The sequence below is a fragment of the Caldichromatium japonicum genome (assembly GCF_011290485.1).
Lineage (GTDB): Bacteria > Pseudomonadota > Gammaproteobacteria > Chromatiales > Chromatiaceae > Thermochromatium > Thermochromatium japonicum.
Genome location: NZ_CP048029.1, coordinates 2,122,595 through 2,146,700 on the forward strand (window position 1 = coordinate 2,122,595; position 24,106 = coordinate 2,146,700).

Below are 24,106 nucleotides of genomic sequence, written 5' to 3' on the forward strand. Positions count from 1 at the left end.
AGTCGCTTGGACGTCACGGTTGGCTCCGGCTTACGCCGGCCTACTCTGTGAAGCTGGTCAAGGAAGTTATCGCCAGATTCCCCGCGGATGTGGCTGTGCTTGATCCGTTCTCCGGGACTGCGACCACGACACTTACTGCGGCGGAGCACGGCAATTCCGCGCTTTCGTTCGACATTAACCCGTTCTTGATTTGGCTTGGCAACGTGAAGTGCCGGTCGTACTCGGTTGAGCACTTAGCCTTCGTGCAAGACGGTGCCCAACAGGCTATCGGGCGGATTCCAGCCTTGATGAAGAAGGACAATTGGACACCGCCATTGTTCAACATCGAGCGGTGGTGGTCAGCCGGTACGCTCAAGGTTCTAGCGGCGCTTCGAACAGGGCCTGTCGAAGTATTCGGAGAGCCCGCAGAGGATCGAACAGACGGTCTGGCGTGGGTCGCCTTCTGTCGGCTGGTGATTGAGACATCCGCAGCCGCGTTCAATCACGTATCCATGTCGTTCTCGTCGGAGACGACACACCACGAAGTCGAGCACGTGGCAGACTTGTATTTGGCCATTCTCGACGCCGTACTTGCATCTAGCGGTGCTCAGCTACAGGGTTGGGGGCAGGTTGTCGAGGTGGATGCCCGCGCCATTCCGGAAATGGGGCGGCGCTTCGGCCTTGTTGTGACCTCGCCTCCTTATCCGAACCGGATTAGCTACATCAGAGAGCTGCGCCCGTACATGTACTGGATGAAGTTTCTTGAAGAGGCTCGAGAAGCGGGTGAGATGGATTGGAAGGCGATAGGTGGCACGTGGGGGGTCGCCACAAGCCGTCTCAATGGGTGGAAGCCGAACGGCAAGTCGCTTCCTGAAATTCTCACTGATACAGTTGGACGCATCGCAAAGAGCAATGGCAAGAATGCCCAGCTCATGGCGACCTACGTGCTCAAGTATTTCTACGACATGCACCTGCACTTGTCATCACTGCCGAACGTACTGGAGCCGGGCGCGGAGCTTCATTACATCGTCGGGAATTCCAGTTTCTTCGGGAACATAGTCGATACTCCGGCCATTCTGACTGCCTCCATGCAGAGGCTCGGATACGAGGATGCAGCCTCAGTGATTATACGCAAGCGCAACTGCAACAAGGCGCTTTTCGAGTAGGACGTTTCCGCGCGATGGTCGGGATGACTACATTAGGGATGTACTTAGGGAAACGCTGATCAAGCATCCGCACAACGGCGATACGGGTTTTTATGGGCCTGGGCGGGGTGATTTTTGTCGCCCTGGCGACCCCCTGGCGACCTTGCCAGGCCGTTTTGTGGGCCGTTTGGCCCGCATTGGGCGCATTATGGGCGCACCAACGCCGGCACGCGCCGCGCGGCCGGATACAGGTTGACCATCGCCAGCGCCGTCAAGGCGCGGTTAGCGTTCTTGACCATACCGCGGTAGCGCACCTTGGCCAACCCCCACAGGCGCTTGAGCACGTGAAACGGATGCTCGACCCGTGCCCAAGTGCAGCTTCTTGGTGCGGTTGCGCAGCCGCTCGGCCTCGTCCTCGCCGTCGGGCTTGCGCACGCACCGGTTGGTGAAGTCGCGCGCCTGGGGTGCTGCCGCCTTGATGATGTCGCCGCAGCCCTGGTAGCCGCGGTCTGCGTAGACGCGCTTTTCGGCACCGTGTTAGTTAGGTTTCGCTCGAGGAGCGTATCCCTGCCGATCACCCGATCCGCAAACTTCGGGTGGTGGTCGATGCGCTGCTGCGGCAAATGGACGACAAGATCGATGCGTGTTACGCCAAACGGGGTCGCCCTTCGATCCCACCGCATCGGCTGCTGCGCGCGCTTTTGCTGCAAGCGATCTACTCGATTCCCTCGGAGCGGCGCCTGGTCGAAGCGATCGAATTCAGCCTGCTCTACCGCTGGTTCGCGGGTTTGGGGTTGGACGAACCGGTGTGGGACCACTCCACCTTCTCGGCCAACCGGGAACGGCTTTTCAACCAAGAGATCGTGCAAGCGTTCTTTCGCCAGGTTCGTGACTATGCCGAACTGCGCGCGGTGCTCAGTCACGAGCACTTCTCGGTCGACGGCACCCTGATCGAAGCCTGGGCCTCGCACAAAAGCCTTGCTCCGATCGACGAAGACAAAGGGCCCAACCAGGGTCAAGGCAAAAACCCGACGGTCGATTTCACAGGTGAAAAGCGCAGCAACGCCACGCACCGTTCGACGACGGATCCAGATGCGCGGCTTTTTCGCAAAAGCGCCGGGGACAAAGCGCACCTCTGTTACGCTGGGCACGTGCTCATGGAAAACCGAAACGGACTCGTGGTCGATGTCGAAGTGACGCTCGCAACTGGTACCGCCGAATATGAAGCGGCTGAAGTGATGGTGGAACGCTCGGTGCCGGCACACGCCAAGCTTGCGGCCGACCGCAAATACGACGCGGCGAGGTTCGTTGCTGCGCTTCGACGCAAACACATCACCCCGCACATCGCGCGCAAGAAAGTGTGCAGCAACATCCCCGAAGCACTGACCCAAAGCGAAGCGTACCGAACAAGTCTCCAAATGCGCAAACGCATCGAAGAGATCTTTGGTTGGGTCAAAACCGTGGGCGGGTTGCGCAAAGCGCGCTTTGTGGGATTGGCCAAAGTCAAAGTCCAGGCGCTCATTACCTTTGCGGCCTATAACCTCATACGACTTGCAAAACTGAGCGGCTGGCCGCTGAAAGCAACGTGAGTGAAAGGAGGGGAAAGTGTGTCTTGCGCACAGGAAAAATGACCGATTGGAGCAAAATTCCGACGCGATTCGCCCCTGATCACCGGTAACACGGTGCTCTGAGCAGGAAACACCTGCCAACAGCCGGAAAAAAACTCCCAGAAAAGGGGGTGGTCAGGGACGCACAGAGCATTTGTTCAACATCCTGCTAGCAGGCTGGTGAAATATGCGGGCTCGCCTTGGCGGCAGATACCATTGCGGAATAAGCGACTCAGACCTTGAACTGGTTGACCGCGCTCTGCAAGGCCTCGGCCAGTTTCGCCAAACGCTCGGAAGTATTGGCGATGTCGGCCACCTCGTGGTTGTTCTGGTCCGACATCTGGGCGATGCGCTCCACGCCCTGGGCAACCTGGGCACTGGCCGTACTCTGTTCGTTCAACGCCACCGTGATCTCGCTCACCGCCGCGATGACCTGCTCTGTGTCTTCGCGGATGGCCGCCATGGACTGACCGGCCTGCTGCGCCAGTTGCACGCCCTGCTGCACCCGCGCAGAGCCCTGCTGCATGCCGCTCACAGCCTCGCTGGTCTCGGTCTGTATGGTCTGTATCATGTTGGATATTTGCAAGGTCGAACTGCTGGTGCGCTCCGCCAGCTTGCGCACTTCGTCGGCCACCACGGCAAAGCCCCGCCCCTGTTCCCCGCCCCTGTTCCCCGGCGCGCGCCGCCTCGATGGCCGCATTCAGCGCCAAAAGATTGGTCTGGTCGGCGATCTCCTTGATGACCTTGACGATCTCCGAAATCCGCTTGGATTCTTCGCCGAGCTGATTGATGGAGACGGAGGATACATTCACTGCCTCGGCGATGAGCTTCATCTCCTCGGCCGCGCTGTTGACGATGTTTTCTCCTGCCAAGGAAGCGTCGCCCGATCGCCGCACGATGTCATAGGTGCGGCGCGCATTTTCCGAGACATGCTCTATGCTCGCCATCATCTCTTCGGTGGCGGCCGCCATGCCGGCCGCCGCATCGCTTTGCGCCCGCGAACTGTCGGAAACCTTGCGCGAGGCGCGATGGAGATAATCGGAACTTCCGAACACCTCTTGCGCGCTAGCGATCACCCGCTGGATGATGCCCTGGAAACTGGCCACCATTTCGTTGAAGGACTGTGCCATGGAACCGATCTCATCCTGCCGCCGCACCGGCACGCGCAGGGTCAGATCGCTGGAAGTCTGGATATTGCGCATGGCCTGCTGCAACTCGGCCATGGGCAGGGTGATGCCGCGGATGATGGCATGCAGGATGAAGTAGATCAGCAAGGTCACGACGAGCACGATACCCATTACCCAGGCCATGCCGTTCAGGAAGATCGCCCGTATGTCATCGAGGTAAATACCAGAGCCCACGATCCAGCCCCAAGGTTCGAAACCCTGCACGAAGGAAATCTTGTCCACCGGCTTGTCCGCACCGGGTTTGGGCCACTGGTAGTCCACAAAGCCTCTCCCCTGTTTTTTCACGGTCTCGACAAAGGCCACGAACAGGCGCTTGCCATTCGGGTCTTTCAGGTCGCTGACATCCCGGCCATCCAATTCCGGCTTGATCGGATGCATCACCACCCTGGGCTGCATGTCATTGATCCAGAAATACTCCTTTTCCTGGTAGCGCAGGCCCTTGATCACCGCCAGCGCCGCCGCTTTCGCCTGCTCTTCGCTCAATTCGCCCTTCACCTGCAATCCATGGTAATGCACCAGGATGCCATGCACCGTCTCGACCAGATGCTGGGTCTTGACCTTGCGGTCTTCCAGCAAGGAACGTTGCTGCTCATAAACCAGGAAAGCCGCCACGGTCAGCAGACCGACGATCACGATGGCAATGATCGAGGAGAGACGGGTCTTGATACTCAGGCTCTTGAAAGATTCTTTCACGATGGGCTCCAGGTATCACAGCGGAAGATACGAGCCCAATTATAATTTGGGCACCTCGAAAAACCTCCACCAGAGCCTTGCTGGGTTAAACATGCTGTCATCTGATTTTGAGCCGACCTGACCGCCATGAAGAAGTGCCGCGCCATCAAGACGGACCTGTTTGCAGACTGCCAACAGCGGGAGAAGATCGACAAGTTGGGCGATCCATTGGTTGAGATAGAAGGCGCCATCGACTTGGAAGCCTTGGCGTTGGAAGTTGACCGCATGGCCCCGCGCTCGGTGAGTCTGCAAGGTGGCCGGCCACCGTTCCCCGCTGAAACCATGGTGCGCATTCTGGTCTTGAAACGCCTGTACAACCTGTCTGACGAGCAGATGGAGTATCAATTGCTGGACCGCATGAGCTACAAGCGCTTCTGTGGTCTGGCCCAAGCCGCCAACATTCCTGACCGGACGACTGTGTGGGTGTTTGAGAACCGGATCGGCGAAGCCGGCGCCAAAGCCATCTTCGATGGCCTCAGCGCGCAACTGCTCAAGAAGGGTTTGATCGCCCGGGGTGGGCAGATCATCGACGCCACGCGGGTTCCCGCGCCCCGGCAGCACTTCACCAAGGACGCCAAGGAACCGCTGAACGAAGACGCCATGCCCGCGGATTGGAAGCCGGTCAAGCGGCGCCAGAAGCATGGCAAGAGCCACTATGGCTACAAGCTCACGGTCAACGTCGACAAGAGGTACAAATTCATCCGCAAGATCGTCACCGACACCACCAGCACCCACGACAGCCAGCACTTTGAGGCGGTCATGGACCCGGCCAACACCAGCCGGGAGGTCTTTGCCGACCGAGGCTATCCGTGCGAGGAACGAGAAGCCTGGCTGAAAGCGAACGGCTATCGGAACAAGCCGCTGTCTGAAGCGCAGCAGCGGCGCAACCATGGCATTGCGAAGACACGAGCCTGTGTTGAACATGTGTTTGCGGCCATTGCGCAGATGGGCGGCAAACTGATCCGCACCATTGGTCAAGCGCGTGCCAACTTTGCGATGACGATGATGGCGGCCTGCTACAATCTGAAGCGACTGGCGTTCTTCCAGCGAGTGGGCATCGTGCCCGCATAACGCCCAACATGGGCCGAATGGCCACCGCCCACTTCGGGGTAAAAACCGGGCAACGCTGCTTGAAAAAGCAGCGATTTGTTGAGGAAGTTGAGCCGGATTCAGTCAGTGGCATCGCGCTTTGACCGGGTCCCATCAAAATAGTGGGTTATTCGAGGTGCCCTCGTTGGTGTTCTGTCGAACGCCAAACAATTTCGCCAGATTTATGAGCTAATCAGATTCAATCTGATCAGTCATGACTCACCCCCTTTCTTATTGATTAAGAAACACATGCTTTTGAAATTGAGTGAGCTGTCCTGATGTCGTGGGCATGGAAAGACGAGACATGAGATTGCTGTCGTTTGCGGCGCGCGAAGAGCGGCGGCGTGGCTGGAGGTATGAAGCGATAGGCGCGCAGAGGGGATTGTTGGGCGCAGGGGTGTTCGACATCTGCAAAGGCTATGGGCGCGAAGGGGCCCAAGGGCTCAAGGAAAGGTGGGTGAGAAGCGGGCGCTGTTGGCGGAGCAGGACGCCCAGATACGCAAGCTCATGTGCGACGGGACACCGGATGAGCTGAAGCTGCCGTTTGCGCTGTGGAGCCGGCAGGCGGTGCGGCAGTTGATCCTCGGCTGTTTTGGCATCGAGCTCAGGCCGCAGGGGGAGGGCAAGTACATGGCGCGCTGGGGATTGACGCCCCAGAAACCGATTCGGCGCGCCTATGAGCAAAGCCCGCCGGCGGGCAAGACGTCCGAGATTCGCGTCACGCACCGTCGCGAAGGCCTGTCGGTGATCTCGACGCTGACCAACCGCGGCAAGGTGCCTTGGAAGGCGTTCGCGGGGGCGATGAACGCCGACATCCTGATCGACTTCATGAAGCGGCTCGTCAAGGACGCCAGGGGCAAGAAGATCTTCCTCATCCTCGACAACCTGTGCGTGCATCACACCAAGCCGGTCAAGGCCTGGCTGGCTGCATGCGCCAATCAAATCGAGGCGTCCTCCCCCCCCTACAGCCCAGCACTGAACCCCAACGAGATGCTCAAGGCCACCATCACCGCGCAGGCGCCCTCCCGCGCCAAGGACGATCTGAAGAAGGCGACCGTCAGCCACCTGCGCCGCCTTCTCAATTCCCCCCAACGCGTCATGCGCTACTTCCAGCATCCCAAGCTCCATGATGCCGCGTAATACAAGTTCAGTGGCTTCGGATCAATAGTAGCATAGAACGTCCATCATCCAGGGGAGGGCGAGGCCAAGGGCCTGCGCCGCTCAGTCCCAGGGGATGCAGGCATCAGGGATTAGGCCCATGCCGGCGGGGATGAGCTGCTCCCGTGCAGGGCAAAACCGCCCCCGGTCAGCGGTTCAATATAGCGAGGCTGTTGCTGCCTGCCCTGTCCTTCAAGGACGGAATTTGCGGCCCGGGAGGGGGGCGAAGGGATTGCCCCAGGCAGGTTTGAATCCCCGTTCTGCGGTCTCGTCGCGGCCTGGTCGGGCAGGGTTTTCCTGGGGGCGGGGGCGGTTTCGTCCGTCTTCTGCAAACCGGGTCTCGGGTTGGGCATGCAGCGGCCTGATCCGCAGGGCCTGGCCACGGATATGGACGCGTTTGAGATGTTGCAGGATCTCGCGCGGCATACCGGCTGGCAGGGCCACGAGCGCATGATCCTCATGGATCTCGATCCGTCCGATATAGCGCCCTGCAAGCCCAGACTCGTTGGCGATGGCGCCGACGATCTCCCGCGGGGTCACACCATGTTGCCGCCCAACCTCGATCCGATAGGGCACAAGATCCGACTCTGCGGTGCGTTCTGCACGGGGCTGGCGTTCATGGGCAAAACGGTCCGCGTGGCGCGGGCGTTCGCTCCAGCTGCGCTCTTCCTGCCGCTTAGCGCCGCGCTCACGCTGGCGGGGCTGGCGGTCAGAGGCATCCTGGCGCCGGCCGAATGCAGCAGGCGGGAGGTCTTCCTGGATATTGAGGGGCCGCTCGCGTTGGTTGAGATAGGCGAGTGCAGCGGCGAGGTCGAGCATCTCGATCTCTTGCTCTTGGTTGATCCGTGCAAGGAGACGGTAGAAGAAATCCAGGTCCTGTTCGAGCAGGGTCTTGCGCACCTCGGCGATGAAACGATCGATGCGCGATTGGCTGAGCGCCGCCGCCGAGGGGAGCTCCATCGCCGGGATGCGCCGGCGGATGGTGCGCTCAATCGAGCGCAAGAGATTACGTTCGCGCGGCTCGACCAGCAGAATGGCGCGTCCCGTGCGGCCAGCGCGTCCGGTGCGTCCGATCCGATGGACATAGGCCGCGGGGTCGGTCGGGATGTCATAGTTGATGACATGGGTGATGCGCTCGACGTCTAGGCCGCGCGCCGCCACGTCCGTGGCCACCAGGACATCGAGCTGGCCTTGTTTAAGACGCTCGATGGTGCGCTCGCGCAGTTCTTGATTCATGTCGCCGTTGAGCGGCTCGGCAGCAAAGCCGTGCGCCTTCAGCAGATCGGCCAACTCTAGGGTCGCATTCTTGGTGCGGACAAAGATCAAGAGTCCGTCGAATACCTCTAGCTCCATGATGCGGGTGAGCGCGTCGAGCTTGTGGGGCCGGGTGACGATGCAATGCTGCTGGTCGATGGTCTCGACCGTCTCGGACTCGGCGGTGATCTTGACCTCAACCGGATCCACCAGACGCTGCTGGGCGACACGCCGGATCTCGGGCGGCATGGTAGCCGAAAAGAGCGCCACCTGGAGCCCCGGCGGGAGCTGATCGAAGATCCAGTCGATATCCTCGGCGAAGCCCATGTTGAGCATCTCGTCGGCCTCGTCCAGCACCAGGGTGCGGATCGCCTCGAGGTTCAAGGTCCCGCGCCGGATATGGTCGATCACCCGCCCCGGCGTGCCGACGATGACCTGGGGATTGCGCTTGAGTTGGGTGAGCTGGTGCCCATAGCCCTGTCCACCGTAGATCGGCAGGACATGAAATCCACCAAGCCCATTGGCATAGCGTTGAAAGGCCTCGGCAACCTGAAGTGCGAGCTCACGGGTAGGGGTTAGGACCAGGACTTGGGGGCGCGGCAGATTGAGGTCGAGGCGATGGAGAAGGGGCAGGGCAAAGGCCGCGGTCTTGCCAGTGCCGGTTTGGGCCTGACCGAGGAGGTCGCGTCCGGCCAGGAGATGCGGGATACACTGGCTTTGGATTGCCGTCGGCGACTCATAGCCGAGCTTGAGCACGCTCTCGACGATGATGGGAGAAAGACCGAGTGCGTCGAAGCCGACGCTCGTTGCAACTGGGGTGTCCATGATGGAGGGTTCTCAAAACGGCAGGGAAGGCGAGCCCATGGAGAAGGCCGATCGGCCAGCATAGGGTGGATCGCGGGAAGTAGATTATTATCTGCGGTAAGATCGGCTGAAACAAGGTCAGCGATGACGAATTCAGGACACCTTAGGGCAACTTCAGGATGATTTCTGGGCCTATGACACAATTATCAAGCCATGTCTTTACTGTTCACGATCCTCCTCCCGCTGTTCGGGGCGCCTACAGCCTTCTGGGCGTCCAGGTTCGGACGCATCAAGTCTGCTTGGACAGCGGGCATCATAACCTCGGGCGCTGTCCTTTGTCTGGTGACCGAGATACCCTCAGTGGCTGCGGGCCAAACCCTGCTCTGGCATTTGGAGTGGGTCCCCATGCTGGGTGTCGATCTAGACCTGCGGCTCGACGGCTTGGGCCTCTTGTTTGCGCTCTTGATCCTAGCGATCGGGCTGTTGGTCATCCTCTACGCCCGCTACTACCTGCCGGAACGCGATGATTTGGGCCGTTTTTACGCCTATCTCTTGTTCTTCATGGGGGCGATGCTCGGTATCGTCCTCTCCGAAAACCTGATCCTGATGCTGGTCTTTTGGGAGCTGACCAGCCTCTCATCGTTTCTGTTGATCAGCTACTCATACCGTAAGCGCGAGAGCCGGCAGGGGGCGCGCATGGCCCTGGCGATCACCGGCATGGGTGGCCTTGCCTTGCTCGGCGGGATCTTATTGCTGGGCGAGGTCGCTGGCAGCCATCAGCTATCGGCGGTTTTGGTGCGCGGAGAGGCGGTCCGCGCCGATCCGCTCTATATCCCGCTGTTGATCCTAATTCTGCTAGGTGTCTTCACCAAATCCGCACAGTGTCCTTTCCATTTCTGGCTCCCGCGGGCCATGGTCGCCCCGACCCCGGTCTCGGCCTATCTGCACTCAGCGACTATGGTCAAGGCGGGGATCTTTCTCTTGGCACGTTTGTTTCCAGTGCTCTCAGGTACAACCGCTTGGACCTGGCTCGTCATGGGTGCCGGCCTGGTGACCCTGCTGTTTGGGGCCTGGATCGCACTCTTTAAGCATGATCTAAAGGGACTGCTGGCCTATTCGACCATCAGTCATCTGGGACTGATCACCCTGCTGCTGGGGATGGGCACCCCCCTGGCCGCGGTCGCGGCGGTCTTCCATGTCTTCAACCATGCGACCTTCAAGGCTTCCTTATTCATGGCGGCAGGGATCATCGATCATGAATGTGGGACACGCGATATGCGCCGGATCAATGGGCTATGGCGCTTTATGCCCTATACCGGCACCCTGGCAATGGTCGCTGCGGCCTCGATGGCGGGTGTACCGTTGTTCAACGGCTTTTTGTCCAAGGAGATGTTTTTTGCCGAGACCGCCAACTTTGCCACGGGCCTGGACCATGGGTGGCTCCTTCCGCTCTTGGTCGTTATCGCTGGCGCCCTGGCGGTTGCCTATTCGCTGCGGTTCATCCACGACGTCTTTTTCAACGGCACACCCGTCGACCTGCCGCGCATGCCCCATGAACCGCCCTTTTGGATGAAGGTACCGGCAGCCGTACTGGTGGGGGCCTGTCTTTTGGTCGGCATCGTGCCAGAAGTGACGGTCGATCCTATCCTGCGTCTAGCAGCAGGAAGCGTCCTGCAAGGCCCGCTGCCTGAGTTTGACCTGGGCATCTGGCATGGCTTTGAGCTGCCTGTGGTCATGAGCCTGACTGCACTGCTGGCTGGGGTCTTTCTCTATGCGCTGCGCCGCCGCCTATTCCGCCTGGCTGCACGCCTAGAAAGGCGCATTGATGCAGGCATCCTCTATGAACGGTCGCTGGCCGAGCTCAGGCTGTTTGCAGCCTGGATCACGCGCCGGCTCGATGGCAGTTCATTGCAACAGCGCCTGTTGTTCCTGCTGCTCGCAGCTTTGGCCTTGGGTACCTGGGGATTCGTTGGCGCCAGCGCCCCTTTACTCGGCAGTCGCATCCTGATGCCGATCGATGGCATGAGTCTGATGATCACAGCAGGATTCATTTTGGTCATCCTAACGACCCTCGGATTACAGAAACAACGATTCACAGCACTCATTGTGGTCGGGGCCTTAGGATTGCTGGTGTCCCTGGTCTTCGTCAAGTTCTCTGCCCCTGATCTGGCCTTGACCCAGCTCGTGGTCGAGATCGTGACCATCGTCTTGCTGCTGCTGGCGCTCTATTTTCTACCCCAGCAGAGTCCGGACGAGCCGGGCCGGGTGCGGGTCGGACGCGATGCCCTGGTTGCATGCGCCTTTGGCCTGGGCACTGGGTTGCTGAGTATGAGTATACTGACACGCCCCTTTACTCCGATCTCGGGCTATTTCCTGGACAACAGCCTACCCAAGGGCGGGGGCGCTAATGTCGTCAATGTGATCCTGGTCGATTTCCGCGGTTTTGATACGCTGGGCGAGATCACAGTGCTGGCCCTCGCTGCACTCGCCATCCATGCCTTGCTCAAGGGGCTGCGTCTGCCGGGGTTGACACGGGATAACGAGGGGAGACCCTGGAATTGGGACCTGCATCCAGTGATCATGGCGGTCCTGTCGCGTTTGCTATTACCCCTGGCCTTATTGGTCGCAGTCTTTATCTTACTGCGCGGGCACAACGCCCCGGGCGGTGGCTTCATCGCTGGGTTGATCAGCGCTGTGGCTTTGATCCTGCAATATCTGAGCAATGGCGTAACCTGGACCCATCAGCGCCTGTCCGGCAACATGCTCCCCCCCATCGGCGCTGGGCTCTTGCTGGCCAGCCTAACGGGACTTGCCAGCCTCTGGTTCGGCCATCCATTCCTCACCTCGGCATTCATCCATGTCCATTGGCCGATCGTCGGTGATTTTGAGCTCGTCTCAGCGATGCTGTTCGATCTCGGGGTCTATCTGGTCGTGGTCGGTGCGACACTTTTGATCCTGATCCAGTTGGGAGGCATGCATCGCGCCACCCATCCTGGCAAGCGAGGCTGAAATGGAAGCCCTATTGAGCCTGATGATCGGTACATTGACCGCAGGCGGTGTCTATCTGCTGCTGCGCGCTCGCAGCTTTGCCGTCGTCTTGGGGCTGGCCCTCCTGAGCTATGCGGTCAATCTGTTTTTATTTGCGAGCGGTCGTCTGATCCTGGGCGCTCCACCGATCATCGATCCGCGTGCAGGCCAGTACACCGATCCCCTGCCCCAGGCCCTCGTGCTCACCGCCATCGTGATCGGCTTTGCGATGACGGCCTTTGTGATCGTGCTGGCGCTTAAGGCATACGTCGAACTCAACAGCGATCATGTCGATGGGCGGACGGATCAGGAACTCTAGGCAATGAGCCATCTTGTCATCGCCCCTCTCCTCGTCCCGCTCCTAGCGGGGATCGCCCTGCTCTTGCTAGGCCTGACCCTGTCATCGCCAGCGCGCCGCACCCTCAGTTTAGCGGCTGTCTGGGTCCAACTCCTGCTCGCCATCGAGCTTTGGCACCTCACCAGCGGCGGTGTCGTGTTGGTCTATCATCTGGGGAACTGGCCTCCACCCTGGGGGATCGTGCTGGTCGCCGACCGCCTGACGTCTTGGATGCTTGTGCTGACCGCGTTGCTGGCCCTGTTCGCCCTCCTTGACGCATTCCGCGGGACCGATCGCGCGGGGTGCCATTTCCACCCGCTCTTCCACTGGCAGCTCTTCGGGGTCAATGGTGCCTTTTTAACCGGCGATCTCTTCAACCTATTCGTCTTTTTCGAGGTCCTGCTCTCGGCATCCTATGCCCTGCTGATCCACGGCGGGGGTACCGAACGGGTGCGCGCTGGTCTGCAATTCGTAGTGATCAATCTCGTCGGCTCAACCCTGTTTCTCTTCGCTGCCGGCACCTTCTATGGACTGCTCGGGACGCTCAATCTGGCCGATCTAGCGCTCAAGATCGCTCAGATACCAGCCGATGACCAAGGGCCAGTGCGGGCTGCCGCCTTCTTGTTGTTCACCGTGTTTGCGCTCAAGGCGGCCCTTGCACCCTTGCACCTTTGGCTACCCCCGGCCTATGCCGCGACAAGTGCGCCGGTTGCCGCGTTCTTTGCCATCATGACCAAGGTCGGAGCCTATGCCCTGTTGCGCATCGAGACCCTGTTCTTTGGGGACAACGCCGGCCCCTTGAGCGGGCTCTACGATGACTGGCTATTGATCCTGGGGCTCATCAGCCTCGTCCTGGGTGCGTTGGGCGCCTTGGCAGCCACCGCCTTGCGGCAACAGATCGCCCACCTGACCGTCGCCTCGGTGGGTCTAGTATTCGTGGCATTTGGGGTTGAAACGCGCGCAAGCATCGCGGCAGGGCTGTATTACCTAACGCACAGTACCCTGGTAACCGCAGCCTTTTTCCTGCTGGCCGATCCGATCGCGCGCAACCGTGACTCCCTTGCCGATCGCTTGGCGCCCGGACCGGCCCTGGCTCAAGCAGGGCTACTGGGGGGGCTGTTCGTGGTGATCGCCATCCTGGTCGTGGGTCTACCACCCCTGTCCGGTTTTATCGGTAAACTTGGGATACTGAGCGCTGCCCTCGATACAGGCGACTGGCCCTGGATCTTCGGAGTCATTCTGTTCAGCAGTTTAATCGCCCTCTTGGCCCTGGCCCGTTCCGGGACCCTGTTATTTCTCCATCGGCGCCCCGCAGTCATGGAGGGGCGCGATCACCCCAAACCCATACCGGGGTACTTGCCTTGGCCGACCCTGGGATTGCTCATGCTCGCTCTGGCCTTGACGATCGGTGCAGGCTGGATGCTGGATGCAGCGCAGGCGCTTGCCGGCCAATTATGCGATGCGGGGGACTATCTCCACGCAGTCTTGCAGGTGGACCGACCATGAACCGCTGGCTGCCGCACCCGTTCCTCAGCCTGTTGCTGGCCTTCATCTGGGTCCTGCTTGCCAACAGCCTCAGCCCGGGCCAGATCGCGCTCGGTGTATTGCTTGGCTGGTTGATCCCTCTGTTTACCAGTCGTTTCTGGCCGGAGCGCACGATCATCCACCATCCACTGACCTTGTTGGGCTTTGTCCTGATCGTTTGCGGCGACATCCTGATAGCCAATGTCCAGGTCGCCTGGCTGATCATCCGCGGACCCCGCCATATTCGGCCAGCCTTTGTCGTCGTACCTTTGGATCTGCGCTCTGAGATCGGCATCAGCCTCCTGGCCAATACCATCTCGCTGACACCTGGGACCGTATCGTCCTGGTTGAGCCCTGACCGGCGCTTTTTGGTCGTCCAGGGCCTTGATGTCCCTGACCCCGAAGCCCTGGTCGCTGTGATCAAGCGGCGCTATGAAACACCACTGCGCAAGGTCTTTGAGTCATGTTGAAGATTGCGCTCGCCCTTGCCTTCGCCCTGGTCGGCGGCGCCATTGCCCTGAACCTGTGGCGCCTCATCACCGGACCCTCGGCCTTAGATCGCATCCTGGCGCTGGACACCCTATATGTGAATGCCATCGCCCTCCTTGTGCTTTTGGGCATCCATTTGGATTCGGCGCTCTATTTCGAGGCGGCGCTCCTGATCGCGATGATGGGCTTTGTTGGAACGGTCGCCCTATGTAAATATCTCTTGCGCGGCGACATCATCGAATAGGTGCCCGATGGCCGAATACCTACTGGCAGCCCTCATCCTGAGCGGTGGACTCTTCACCTTCATCGGGTCCTTGGGCCTGGTGCGAATGCCGGATTTTTATACCCGACTGCATGGTCCGACTAAGGCGACGACCCTGGGCGTGGGAAGTCTATTGATTGCATCCATGCTCCACTTCAGCACACGCGAGTCGGGGTTGAGCTTCCATGAGGTGCTGGTGACCTTGTTTCTCTTCATCACCGCGCCGGTGAGCGCCCACCTCTTATCCAAGGCCGCCCTCCATCTGCGACTTCCATCGAGCGTCAGATTGCCGCGCCTGGTGATCGAGACGGAGCAAAACGACGGCCAGGTCAATCGCCCCTAACCCGACCAGCGTTGCACGGCCCGGGCATCCGTCAGCCTGGCCTCGACCCAATGCTCGCCCTGATCGGTGAGCTCCTTTTTCCAGAAGGGCGCTCGGGTCTTTAGGACATCGATCAGAAACTCACAGGCGCGAAAGGCCGCCTCTCGATGTCGGCTTGCGACCCCTACAAAGACGATGGGATCGCCAGGCACAAGCCAGCCCACCCGATGGACGATCCTCACCCGCTCGACCGGCCAACGCGCCTTGGCCTCGGTGACTAAAGCGGCAAGCGACCGCTCGGTCATGTCCGGATAATGCTCGAGCAGCATGCGTTCGACGGTCCGCCCCGCGTTGCGGTCGCGCATGAGACCGACAAAAGTCACCACGGCCCCGATCTCGCCCTGGCTCAGCGAAAGCGCCGACTGTTCGGCCTGGGGATCAAAGGGCTCGGTCCGGATAGAGACCTCTTGCATGCCGTCGCTGCTCTCAAGAAAGTGCGCAAACAGGCGCACTGTGCTCTTCCTGCCCCGAATGCGGAGTGCATTCGTCTCTGACAGGCGTGACTTTCCCGACTGCGGCAGAGACCCTCTCTGCTGTAGCTCCGCCGTTACCGGACGGACTCGCCACGGGTAGGGCAGTTGCGGTTGCCAGCCGTTTGAGATTGAGCGCGGCATTGATGTCCCGATCATGGCGCGTGCCGCATTGAGGACACGTCCATTCCCGATCCTTCAACGCCAACATCTCATTCTCCCAACCACAGACCGAACACAGGCGGCTGCTCGGATCCCAGCGATCCGCAGTACGCGAAACGGTCGCACCAAGAATCTTGCCATCGAAGCACAACGCCTCGGTCATGGCGACCTCACCGCTCTTGGGCAGGCAAATGGTCTTGTCCGAGACGCGGAACTTGTCGTTAGCAACATAGAAGCTATCGTGGCACCGGCCTTTCTTCTTGAACTGAAGCGCGTGAGCCTTCTTTCCGGCCTTGATATCGGCAAAGAATCGATCCCAGGCTTTGGCAAGATCGGCAAACGGTTGGGCATGGGCATCAATCCGCGTTGGCTCTGATACCTTACTGCGCAAGCCAATCAACTCGCGGATTTGTGCCTCGCGACTGTTCGCGCCACCAGGATCAAACCCCCTTCGCGCTCCCAGCGTTGCAAGGTCTTGACCAAGACGCCAAGCCGCTTCGCCGCCTTGCCTGTGCCCATCATCGCGCTTTCCATGTGGAAAATTATCCACTATCACGCATAGCTTGTAATACTAGGGTTGGCTCCTTCTGTAAAAAGCCGCTTCGCCCATCCCCTGCGCGACATGATCTATTATTGATCCGAAACCAATGAACTTATATTACGCGGCATCATGGAGCTTGGGATGCTGGAAGTAGCGCATGATGCGTTGGGGGGAATTGAGAAGGCGGCGCAGGTGGCTGACGGTCGCCTTCTTCAGATCGCCCTTGGCGCGGGAGGGCGCCTGCGCGGTGATGGTGGCCTTGAGCATCTCGTTGGGGTTCAGTGCTGGGCTGTAGGGGGGGAGGGAGGACGCCTCGATTTGATTGGCGCATGCAGCCAGCCAGGCTTTGACTGGCTTGGTGTGATGCACGCGCAGGTTGTCGAGGATGAGGAAGATCTTCTTGCCCCTGGCGTCCTTGACGAGCCGCTTCATGAAGTCGATCAGGATGTCGGCGTTCATCGCCCCCGCGAACGCCTTCCAAGGCACCTTGCCGCGGTTGGTCAGCGTCGAGATCACCGACAGGCCTTCGCGACGGTGCGTGACGCGAATCTCGGACGTCTTGCCCGCCGGCGCATAAGAGCGCCCGCGCACCTCGTCCGAGCGCAGCCCCGTTTCATCGCCCCAGTGGATTTCGGCGCCCTCGGCCTTGGCGCGCCGGGCAATGTCCGGGTAGATCTCCTCAAGCCACGTCTTGCCCGCCGGCGGGCTTTGCTCATAGGCGCGCCGAATCGGTTTCTGGGGCGTCAATCCCCAGCGCGCCATGTACTTGCCCTCCCCCTGCGGCCTGAGCTCGATGCCAAAACGGTCGAGGATCAACTGCCGCACCGCCTGCCGGCTCCACAGCGCAAACGGCAGCTTCAGCTCATCCGGTGTCCCGTCGCACATGAGCTTGCGTATCTGGGCGTCCTGCTCCGCCAACAGCGCCCGCTTCTCGCCCACCTTGCGCCCACCCCCCTTGCCCTTGGGCCCCTTCGCGCGCCGCAAACGACAGCAATCTCATGTCTCGTCTTTCCATGCCCACGACATCTGGACAGCTCACTTAATTTCAAAAGCATGTGTTTCTTGTTAAGAATGCCGAGACCTGTGGTCACACCGGCCAAGCGAACAGCAGGAGAGTGCGATGAAGATAAATCTCGCGATCTGGGTATTGGCAATGATAGCGGGGATATGGTTGGTCGATGCCAGCGCTGAGGAATATATGAAACGCGGCGCGAGTGTCGAGGATTATGAGCAGGCACTGAACCGGCTCATGGAACGCAAACGCGGCCTGGTGACGGGACGCGAGCGTTTACCCGCAGCCGCGCCCCAGACACCCTCAGCTCCAGTTCAGCATGCGCCGAGCAGCGCCCGTCAGACGCAAACCGTCTCCGCCGCTCGCCGCCCGATGCAGTCGGCAGGCGCTAAACCCGTGCCCATTGCGGCAGCTTCAGCCGCTGCGGGTTCGGATATCTATCAGCCGTCGGCAAATTCCGCAGACTATGCCGACGGCGTCTCGATCTATTTCGGCTATGACTCGGCGCGCCTGACCACAGAGGCGATGGATGAACTCAATAAGCTCGGACAGGCGCTTAGCCGTCCGCAATTTAGCCAGGTCACCTGGTTGATCGAGGGGCACACCGATGCCATGGGCGCAGAGGATTATAACCAGCGGCTCTCGGAGCAGCGCGCCCAGGCTACCGAGCGCTATCTCGTCGAACGTTGCGGCATCGACCCGAGGCGGATCGTTACGATCGGCAAGGGCGAGCGCGAGCTCTATGACCCCGAACACCCGGCGGCCAGCATCAATCGTCGGGTACGGCTGCGCCCGATCGGTGAATAAGCGCGCAAGGCGTATACCATCCGCGTTTTATTCGCTGGTCGTAAAGAAGTAATAAGAAACCGCGCGCCGGTAGGGCGCATGAGGCGCAAGACCGTAAAAAAAGGTCTCCAATGCGGCCAAATAGTCAGCGGCAGGCTCGGATGGTAGCGAGCGCCAGCGCTCCAACAGCGGCGACTCGCTCCAGAGGGCCAAGATCAGGTTATTGCCATGCGGTCGCGAGACGACAAAACAGGCATCCGGGGTGCGGGTGCATTCATCGGCATCCTGGGCGCCGATGCGGATCTGCTTACCCGGGGCGATGAAGTTATCCGGCTGATCCGGATTGGGGAAGAGATGTACGATCTGCTGGTGGCTATCCACAAAGTCCAGATAGAGATATCCCCCTAGAATGCCTGGGTTGATCACATTGAGTACCAGGTATTGATCCTCGTGATAAAGCCGGTCTGGGTTGTTGAAACTGAGAATCGGGGCACTGGGGTACTGATCAGATGCCGGCGCGAGGCGTTCTATCTGGCTGATAAGCTCACAGAAGGGCGCCGCAAAGGCCAGCGCACGGGTTTCGATGTCGAGCTTAGGATTCAGGGCGTGTAACTGATTGAGAAGCGCCGTCAATTGACCCGCATCGCGCAAGTAACCGGCTAGACCAAGCGTCTGAGTACCATAGAGACGCAATTCAACACGGGCGCAGTCCAGGTCGGCGAGATTGAGCCTCTTGCTGAGCACCTCGATGTCCGGCGCTTGTACAGGGGAAGGTGCAACGGCAGGCTGAGAGGGGTGGCGTTGATTGAGCATCATCCACCCAGCACCGAGCACGAGCGAGAGCACCACAGCACCGGCCGCAGACCATCGGGCCCAGTGCCAGGGGTGGGCAGGTGTATGGGCTGAAGGGGGCGCAGTCTGTTTCCGCTGTGGAGTGGAGCGCTGGTACGGTGCGGTAGCTGCTTGCTCGGGTTCGATACGCCTGCCTGGGGTTGGATGGACGACCTGCGTGCGTTCAGTGTCTGCATCGGCCAAAGATCCGGGCAAGGGGAGGGTATGGTCAGCCGAGTCAAACAGACCGCGCCAACTGGTTGCATCCTTGGGTCTCTTGTCTGGATCAAAGCTCAATCCCACCTCGATCGCCCGCAGAAAGACAGGGCTATAGCCCGGCCATTGGTCCTGCCAACCCGGTTCGAGCCGGGAGGGCGGAAGCTGGCCGGTCGCGGCGTAATAGAGGGTCGCAGCCAGGCTATAGACATCGGTCCACGGGCCTTGCACCCCGTCATAGAGCTGCTCGGGCGCGGCAAAGCTCGGGGTATATTGGGCGATGATGCTCATCGCCCCGTTCGGGCGCTCGCGATGCGCCGCCCCGAAATCGATGAGCACCGGCGATCCATCCTCGCGGATCAGGATGTTCGATGGCTTAATGTCGCGATGCCAGACGCCCTGGGCATGGGCGTGGGCCAGTCCATCCAGGAGCGGTAAGAGCAATTCCCGCGCCTCTGTTTCTGACAGTGGCCCGTGTTCCTTGAGCACCTCGTCCAAGGGCCGGCCGCGCTCAAAGCGCATGCACAGATACACCGTATCGTTTTCATAAAAGGCATCGGTGACCTGGACCAGGTTGGGATGCGGGCGTGGACGGGCGAGCTCGACCAGGGTCTGGCCCTCCTCCATGAACTTACGCTTGAGCCCCTCATAGATCCGCTCCTTGCCGGGCAGGGCGGCGACACGATGGCCCGCAACCCGGCGCGCAAGCTGCTCGGGTAAAAACTCCTTGATCGCAAAGGTCTCGCTGAGGATCTCGTGCTCGGCAGCATAGACGATTCCCACGCCCCCTCGCCCTAGGGTCTTGCGGATGACTAAGGCATGCAGCCGCGTCCCAGGCGGCAAGGGGGCAAGATCAGGGGGCGCATCCATCGTCTATCCTTGGTGATAGGGTGCGCAGCGCGCACCCGCTGGATTCGAGGTTGGGGCAAATGGGGGCGCAGACATTGAATACGCAAACGCCATCCTTGGCAATGGCACTGGGCCTCTTGATCGCCGCCGCGCTGCTCAATGCACTGGACGCCCAGATTCTGACTGATGGGGCGGTGGGGCCGATGGTGGAGCTATCGGGTCGGGAGATGACGGTAGGTGCGGAGCTGGGGACGGTGCGTGGGGCCAATCTGTTTCATAGTTTTAGCCGTTTGGACATTGGGGAGGGGCAGCGTGCGACCTTTACGGGGCCTGAGCACATTCAGAATGTGATTGGGCGGGTGACGGGGGGTCGGGTCTTGAAACGGCGATGGACCCAAAAATACTGGGCTGGCATCAGATCCCACATCGCCGCTCGGGAAGGATGCATCGATCCAGATGCTCGCACCAGCGGATGCGCACCAGACAGGCAAGATGCCTGCGCAAGGCGGTCCAAACCACCCCTGGCTGAGGACCGCAACCCCCAGCCCGCTTCGTATTCCATATAGACCCTGGGCGCGATATAGGTCCCGACAGCAAGCCTCGCCTGGGCCCAGCTTCCCGTCAAGGGCATGGATGACCAGGGTATCGATACGGGTGTCATGCGCCCCCCCTGCCCCGCCAGCTCGACCGCGACATCCATGAGCCCCCCTGCCCGCGGCCTGACCGGCAAGACGATAGGTAAAGCTCTGGAGATCCCCTTGGGCAGCAAAGGTGCCGGCATTGCTGTGAATCTCAGGCGCACCGGTCACTGGCCAGCGCAGCCCTTGCCAATCGCCCTCGAGGATAAAACGAGGCATCGGCTGGCCAAGATCCAGTTCCCCGCGCACCCCAAGCCTCGCCTCGACCTCGGGGAGCGTGCAGGCGAGGTACTGGATCAAGAGGCGCTTTCCTTTGCACAATTTTGCATAACCCGCCAGCAGGCCAGAAGCCTTTTGCCCTGCACAACAGCAAGTGGGGTTGCCCCCCGTTTCTTGATTGCCGCTCATCAAATTGCCGCATCACTGCGTCTTAGGTTTATCCTATCTCTGAAACCCAGGGGTCTGGCGCAAGTTTCCAGGCCCCGTCGATTCACTGTCACGTGCTTGGTATCGCGATGATTCATCCATGAACAAATATCCATCTCGGCAGACGCCCCTGACACCCCGCCTTACCCGCGGCTTTACCTTGGTTGAACTCTTGGTGGTCCTGGCCATCCTGGGTCTCTTGGCCGGTTTGGTAGGGCCCCAGGTGATGAAGTTTTTAGGCAGTTCCAAAAGCAAGACGGCCAAGCTGCAAATCGAAGATCTGGCGGCAGCCTTGGATCTGTATCGTCTTGAGATTGGACGTTATCCGACCGAGGCCGAAGGGCTTAGGGCATTGGTCGAAAAACCTGGAAATGTGCCGAACTGGAATGGCCCGTACCTGAAGAAAAAAGAGGTGCCGAAGGACCCCTGGGGCTTCGACTACTATTATCTGTTCCCTGGACAGCACGGGGCCTTTGATATCTGGTCGCTCGGTGCCGATAACCGCGAGGGCGGCGAGGGCGAGAACGCCGATGTGACGAGCTGGGATTAGTGTTCGGTGTCGAGGTGTCACCGAGGCTCAGGGCGCGGCTTCACCCTGGTCGAGCTGCTGGTGGTGATGGCGATCGCGGCGCTGATCATGACCGCCATGCCAGCGCTGTTATCCGCCGCGCTACCGGGGATGGAACTCAAATCGTCTGCCCGCCAAACCGCTGCGACCCTGCGGCTTGCGCGCGAGCTCGCTATCCAGCGCGGAGAGCCTATCGCCGTGATCATCGACCTCGAGGGGCATCGGCTGACGCTCCCCGGCAAGCGGCCCCTAAGCATCCCTGAGCGCTTGGATCTCAGTTTTGAGATCGCTGGCTCTGAGTTGATCGATGCCCAGCGCGGCACCATCCGTTTCTTTCCTGATGGGAGCTCGACGGGGGGACGGCTGACCCTGGCCTATCGCGGCCACGGCTATCAGGTAGGGGTGGCCTGGCTAACGGGGCGGATCGCGCTCGATACCTGGTCCGAGCGATGAGGCTAGAACAACAGGGCTTTTCCCTGCTCGAGATCTTGGTCGCTTTCGCGATCCTGGCCCTGATGCTGGGGGTGCTGCTCGCGATCTTCGGGCGCGCGACCCAGACGACCATCGCCGCGGCCCAGTATACGCAGGCCGCAACCCTGGCCGAGTCCTTGCTCAATCGCGTCAGCCATGACATCGCCCTAGCACCCGGGGTGCTTTCCGGTGAGACCGCAAGCGGCTTTAGCTGGGAGCTCACCCTGGTCGAGCTCGACCTGACCGAGGCGTTCGGGACGAGCGAATTACCTGTCATCCCTTATCGCGTCGATGCTCGGGTGCTCTGGATCGATGCCGGACGCCCGCGGCAGGTGACCCTCTCGACCTTAAGGCTTCGCCTGTCCCAACCCTGAAACGATGGCTGAAGACCGAGTGAAGGATCCATGTTGGTGCGGGGGGGCGATCAGGCAAAAGGGAGGCCAGGGTCGCCCCATCCCCCATGAGCGCGGCCTGACCTTGATCGAGCTCATCATCGCCTTGGCGATCATTGGACTCATCGCCTTATTGCTCTTTTCGGGTCTAAGGCTCGGCGGGCGGTCTTGGGAGGCGGTCGATACCGCGAGTGAACGCTTTAGCGCCCTGCGCCTGGCCGATGGCTTTGTGCGCCGCACGCTTGCACAATTGCGTCCCGCCTCGGCACCCTATGACGGTCAACAGGTCCAGGTCTTTGCTGGTGAAGCTGGGCGAATCGAATGGGCGTCACCGCTCTCGGACCAGGTTGGATTGCCGGGGCTCTATATCCTGCGTCTACAGCAAGAGGGTGATAACCTGGTTTTGACGCGCTGGTTGCTCCATCCCGAGCTCTTGGCTGCTGGAGAGGATGTCCCCGCTTGGGTACCGCTGACCGAACAGGATGAGGCTGAACTCGCCGGCCTGCCGGTCGAGATCGATCGCGCCGGCGGTGCCTTTGGGCGTACGCTATTATTGAGCAATGTCAACCGGTTCAATCTCGCCTATTATGGATGGGCCGATGGCGACAGCGAACCGGGCTGGCATGAGACCTGGGTCGGTCAAACCCATCTGCCGGAACTGCTCCAAATCCGCTTAGAAACAAACGAACAGTCCTGGCCTGAGATCATTCTGAGACTACCCGATCAGAGCTGAAATGCCGCGGGAAAGACCGATTCGCCTCCCAAATCCTCTTTGGTGGGTTGCCGGGCCTTCCCGGTCAGTTCCCTTTTCCAAAGAGCAGAGGGCCGTGCGGCCCTTACCTAGCCGTGTGCGCCAAGGTGGCATTGCCCTGATGCTCGTGATCTGGGGGCTAACGCTCCTGGTGGTCATCGCCCTGAGCCTCACCCTGACCCAGCGCACCGAGATCGCCCTCTCCGCCAATCAGGTCGAATCGGCGCGTTTTCGCACACTTGCCGAGGCTGCAACCGCCTATACAGCACTGCACTATCTGACACCCGCTGCCGAGGCCGATCAGGGGCAGGAAACCGCCTGGTTACCGGATGGCCAGACCCGTACCTGGTCATTTGCCGGCCATACCCTACTCCTCCAGGTCTTCGATGAATCGGCACGCTATGATCTCAACCAGGTGCCCCATGAGACCCTGCGCCGGTTGTTGACCGTCTTGGGGGTCGAGGATGCCGAGGCCGATGCGCTTGCGGCCAGGATCATCGACTGGCGCGATCCGGATGAGCAGAGGCTGCTCAATGGTGCCGAAGACCCTGATTATCGGCAAGCCGGCCGGCCCTTCGGCGCCAAGGACGCGCCCTTTGAGACGGTCGAGGAACTCAAGCAGGTCCTGGGCATGACACCCGAGATCTATGCCCTGCTTGCACCCGAGGTCTCGGTCGATGGCGGCTCGCTCCAGCCCAATGAGCGTTTTGCCTCGGCGGCAGTGTTGGCGACACTGAGGGGCATTAGCCTGGAGGAGGCGTTCGAGCTCATCGCCGAGCGCAATCAGACGCAAAGGGAGAGCGGGGCAAGATCACTTGATCGCGGCGGTCCGGTCTATCGCCTAAGGGTGAGTATTCAAACAGGTGGATCAAACCGCCGGATAGAGATACTCTTTCAGTTAATAGTGGGACAGGATCCGCCCTATCATGTGATCTGGCGCCGCTACGATCTCTTTCTAGGACAGTTCCGAGAAGGTGGCGACGAGGAGTTGAGCCATGCAGGATGAGAACGCTGCAG

At 60.4% G+C, this 24,106-nt stretch carries 24 protein-coding genes and 2 pseudogenes; 16 read left to right on the forward strand and 10 right to left on the reverse strand.

The window, feature by feature from the left end; translation table 11 throughout:
- The first annotated feature begins 47 nt into the window (after positions 1-47).
- Positions 48-1,145 (forward strand): DNA adenine methylase, encoded by a 1,098-nt coding sequence (locus tag GWK36_RS10315; protein WP_166271061.1) that lies wholly within the window; start codon positions 48-50, stop codon positions 1,143-1,145.
- A 185-nt stretch (positions 1,146-1,330) separates the two neighbouring features.
- Here GWK36_RS10315 and GWK36_RS10320 read toward each other — a convergent pair.
- Positions 1,331-1,492: pseudogene (locus tag GWK36_RS10320) on the reverse strand (transposase); the annotation flags it as partial.
- A 195-nt stretch (positions 1,493-1,687) separates the two neighbouring features.
- On the opposite strand from GWK36_RS10320, the gene GWK36_RS10325 reads away from it, so the two are divergent.
- Positions 1,688-2,713, forward strand: coding sequence for an IS5 family transposase (locus tag GWK36_RS10325; protein WP_166272629.1), 1,026 nt, complete (start codon positions 1,688-1,690; stop codon positions 2,711-2,713).
- Between the two features lie 250 nt (positions 2,714-2,963).
- On the opposite strand, the gene GWK36_RS16100 is transcribed toward GWK36_RS10325, so the two are convergent.
- Positions 2,964-3,431: a methyl-accepting chemotaxis protein gene (locus GWK36_RS16100; RefSeq protein WP_425482798.1), complete on the reverse strand. Its 468-nt coding sequence runs from the start codon at positions 3,429-3,431 to the stop codon at positions 2,964-2,966.
- A 16-nt stretch (positions 3,432-3,447) separates the two neighbouring features.
- Positions 3,448-4,611 (reverse strand): annotated as a pseudogene (locus GWK36_RS10330) (cache domain-containing protein); the annotation flags it as partial.
- A gap of 126 nt (positions 4,612-4,737) precedes the next feature.
- On the opposite strand from GWK36_RS10330, the gene GWK36_RS10335 reads away from it, so the two are divergent.
- Positions 4,738-5,721, forward strand: a complete 984-nt coding sequence (locus GWK36_RS10335) for an IS5 family transposase (protein ID WP_166271064.1) — start codon at positions 4,738-4,740, stop codon at positions 5,719-5,721.
- Between the two features lie 471 nt (positions 5,722-6,192).
- Entirely contained in the window at positions 6,193-6,879 is a 687-nt protein-coding gene (locus GWK36_RS10340) for a transposase (RefSeq protein WP_425482751.1), read from the forward strand.
- A gap of 210 nt (positions 6,880-7,089) precedes the next feature.
- Here the strand turns inward: GWK36_RS10340 and GWK36_RS10345 are convergent, their stop codons facing one another.
- On the reverse strand, positions 7,090-8,976 hold the full coding sequence (locus GWK36_RS10345) for a DEAD/DEAH box helicase (RefSeq protein WP_166271065.1): 1,887 nt from the start codon (positions 8,974-8,976) through the stop codon (positions 7,090-7,092).
- Positions 8,977-9,168: 192 nt separating this feature from the next.
- Between GWK36_RS10345 and GWK36_RS10350 the strand changes: the two genes are divergently transcribed.
- The 6 genes from GWK36_RS10350 to GWK36_RS10375 are packed head-to-tail and all read left to right on the forward strand — an operon-like array spanning position 9,169 to position 14,937.
- Positions 9,169-11,964, forward strand: a complete 2,796-nt coding sequence (locus GWK36_RS10350; protein ID WP_166271066.1) for a monovalent cation/H+ antiporter subunit A — start codon at positions 9,169-9,171, stop codon at positions 11,962-11,964.
- Position 11,965: 1 nt separating this feature from the next.
- A complete protein-coding gene (locus GWK36_RS10355) occupies positions 11,966-12,301 on the forward strand; it encodes a Na+/H+ antiporter subunit C (protein WP_166271067.1) in 336 nt (111 codons plus the stop codon).
- Between the two features lie 3 nt (positions 12,302-12,304).
- On the forward strand, positions 12,305-13,825 hold the full coding sequence (locus GWK36_RS10360; protein ID WP_166271068.1) for a monovalent cation/H+ antiporter subunit D: 1,521 nt from the start codon (positions 12,305-12,307) through the stop codon (positions 13,823-13,825).
- A complete protein-coding gene (locus tag GWK36_RS10365) occupies positions 13,822-14,313 on the forward strand; it encodes a Na+/H+ antiporter subunit E (protein ID WP_166271069.1) in 492 nt (163 codons plus the stop codon). The genes GWK36_RS10360 and GWK36_RS10365 overlap by 4 nt, the downstream gene beginning before the upstream one ends.
- Complete coding sequence (locus GWK36_RS10370; protein ID WP_166271070.1) at positions 14,307-14,576, forward strand: K+/H+ antiporter subunit F; 270 nt, start codon at positions 14,307-14,309, stop codon at positions 14,574-14,576. The genes GWK36_RS10365 and GWK36_RS10370 overlap by 7 nt, the downstream gene beginning before the upstream one ends.
- 7 nt (positions 14,577-14,583) lie before the next feature.
- On the forward strand, positions 14,584-14,937 hold the full coding sequence (locus tag GWK36_RS10375; RefSeq protein WP_166271071.1) for a Na+/H+ antiporter subunit G: 354 nt from the start codon (positions 14,584-14,586) through the stop codon (positions 14,935-14,937).
- Here the strand turns inward: GWK36_RS10375 and moaE are convergent.
- The 4 genes from moaE to GWK36_RS10395 all read right to left on the reverse strand — a co-directional run bounded on the left by moaE (position 14,934) and on the right by GWK36_RS10395 (position 17,088).
- Positions 14,934-15,389 carry a molybdopterin synthase catalytic subunit MoaE gene (gene moaE, locus GWK36_RS10380; protein ID WP_166271072.1) on the reverse strand — a complete coding sequence of 152 codons (456 nt, stop codon included), beginning with the start codon at positions 15,387-15,389 and terminating at the stop codon, positions 14,934-14,936. The genes GWK36_RS10375 and moaE overlap by 4 nt on opposite strands.
- A 13-nt stretch (positions 15,390-15,402) precedes the next feature.
- Positions 15,403-15,999 (reverse strand): zinc ribbon domain-containing protein, encoded by a 597-nt coding sequence (locus GWK36_RS10385; protein WP_210756756.1) that lies wholly within the window; start codon positions 15,997-15,999, stop codon positions 15,403-15,405.
- Between the two features lie 5 nt (positions 16,000-16,004).
- Positions 16,005-16,142, reverse strand: coding sequence for a MerR family DNA-binding transcriptional regulator (locus GWK36_RS16105; protein WP_166270144.1), 138 nt, complete (start codon positions 16,140-16,142; stop codon positions 16,005-16,007).
- Positions 16,143-16,266: 124 nt separating this feature from the next.
- Positions 16,267-17,088, reverse strand: coding sequence for an IS630 family transposase (locus GWK36_RS10395; protein WP_166271073.1), 822 nt, complete (start codon positions 17,086-17,088; stop codon positions 16,267-16,269).
- A gap of 181 nt (positions 17,089-17,269) precedes the next feature.
- On the opposite strand from GWK36_RS10395, the gene GWK36_RS10400 reads away from it, so the two are divergent.
- Complete coding sequence (locus GWK36_RS10400; protein WP_166271074.1) at positions 17,270-17,968, forward strand: OmpA family protein; 699 nt, start codon at positions 17,270-17,272, stop codon at positions 17,966-17,968.
- A 27-nt stretch (positions 17,969-17,995) separates the two neighbouring features.
- Here GWK36_RS10400 and GWK36_RS10405 read toward each other — a convergent pair whose 3' ends face one another.
- Together GWK36_RS10405 and GWK36_RS15460 are read right to left on the reverse strand one after the other, a co-directional pair.
- A complete protein-coding gene (locus GWK36_RS10405; protein ID WP_166271075.1) occupies positions 17,996-19,864 on the reverse strand; it encodes a serine/threonine-protein kinase in 1,869 nt (622 codons plus the stop codon).
- A 191-nt stretch (positions 19,865-20,055) separates the two neighbouring features.
- Complete coding sequence (locus GWK36_RS15460; RefSeq protein ID WP_246237528.1) at positions 20,056-20,781, reverse strand: hypothetical protein; 726 nt, start codon at positions 20,779-20,781, stop codon at positions 20,056-20,058.
- A 226-nt stretch (positions 20,782-21,007) separates the two neighbouring features.
- Between GWK36_RS15460 and gspG the strand changes: the two genes are divergently transcribed.
- From gspG to GWK36_RS10435, 5 genes are all read left to right on the forward strand, one after another.
- On the forward strand, positions 21,008-21,457 hold the full coding sequence (gene gspG, locus GWK36_RS10415) for a type II secretion system major pseudopilin GspG (protein ID WP_166271077.1): 450 nt from the start codon (positions 21,008-21,010) through the stop codon (positions 21,455-21,457).
- 6 nt (positions 21,458-21,463) lie between these two features.
- Positions 21,464-21,928, forward strand: a complete 465-nt coding sequence (locus GWK36_RS10420; protein WP_246237529.1) for a GspH/FimT family pseudopilin — start codon at positions 21,464-21,466, stop codon at positions 21,926-21,928.
- On the forward strand, positions 21,925-22,320 hold the full coding sequence (locus tag GWK36_RS10425) for a type IV pilus modification PilV family protein (RefSeq protein ID WP_166271078.1): 396 nt from the start codon (positions 21,925-21,927) through the stop codon (positions 22,318-22,320). Before GWK36_RS10420 ends, GWK36_RS10425 begins: the two co-directional genes overlap by 4 nt.
- 103 nt (positions 22,321-22,423) lie before the next feature.
- Positions 22,424-23,071: a general secretion pathway protein GspJ gene (locus GWK36_RS10430; protein WP_246237530.1), complete on the forward strand. Its 648-nt coding sequence runs from the start codon at positions 22,424-22,426 to the stop codon at positions 23,069-23,071.
- A 94-nt stretch (positions 23,072-23,165) separates the two neighbouring features.
- Positions 23,166-24,095, forward strand: coding sequence for a type II secretion system minor pseudopilin (locus GWK36_RS10435; RefSeq protein WP_246237531.1), 930 nt, complete (start codon positions 23,166-23,168; stop codon positions 24,093-24,095).
- The last annotated feature ends 11 nt before the right edge of the window (positions 24,096-24,106 follow it).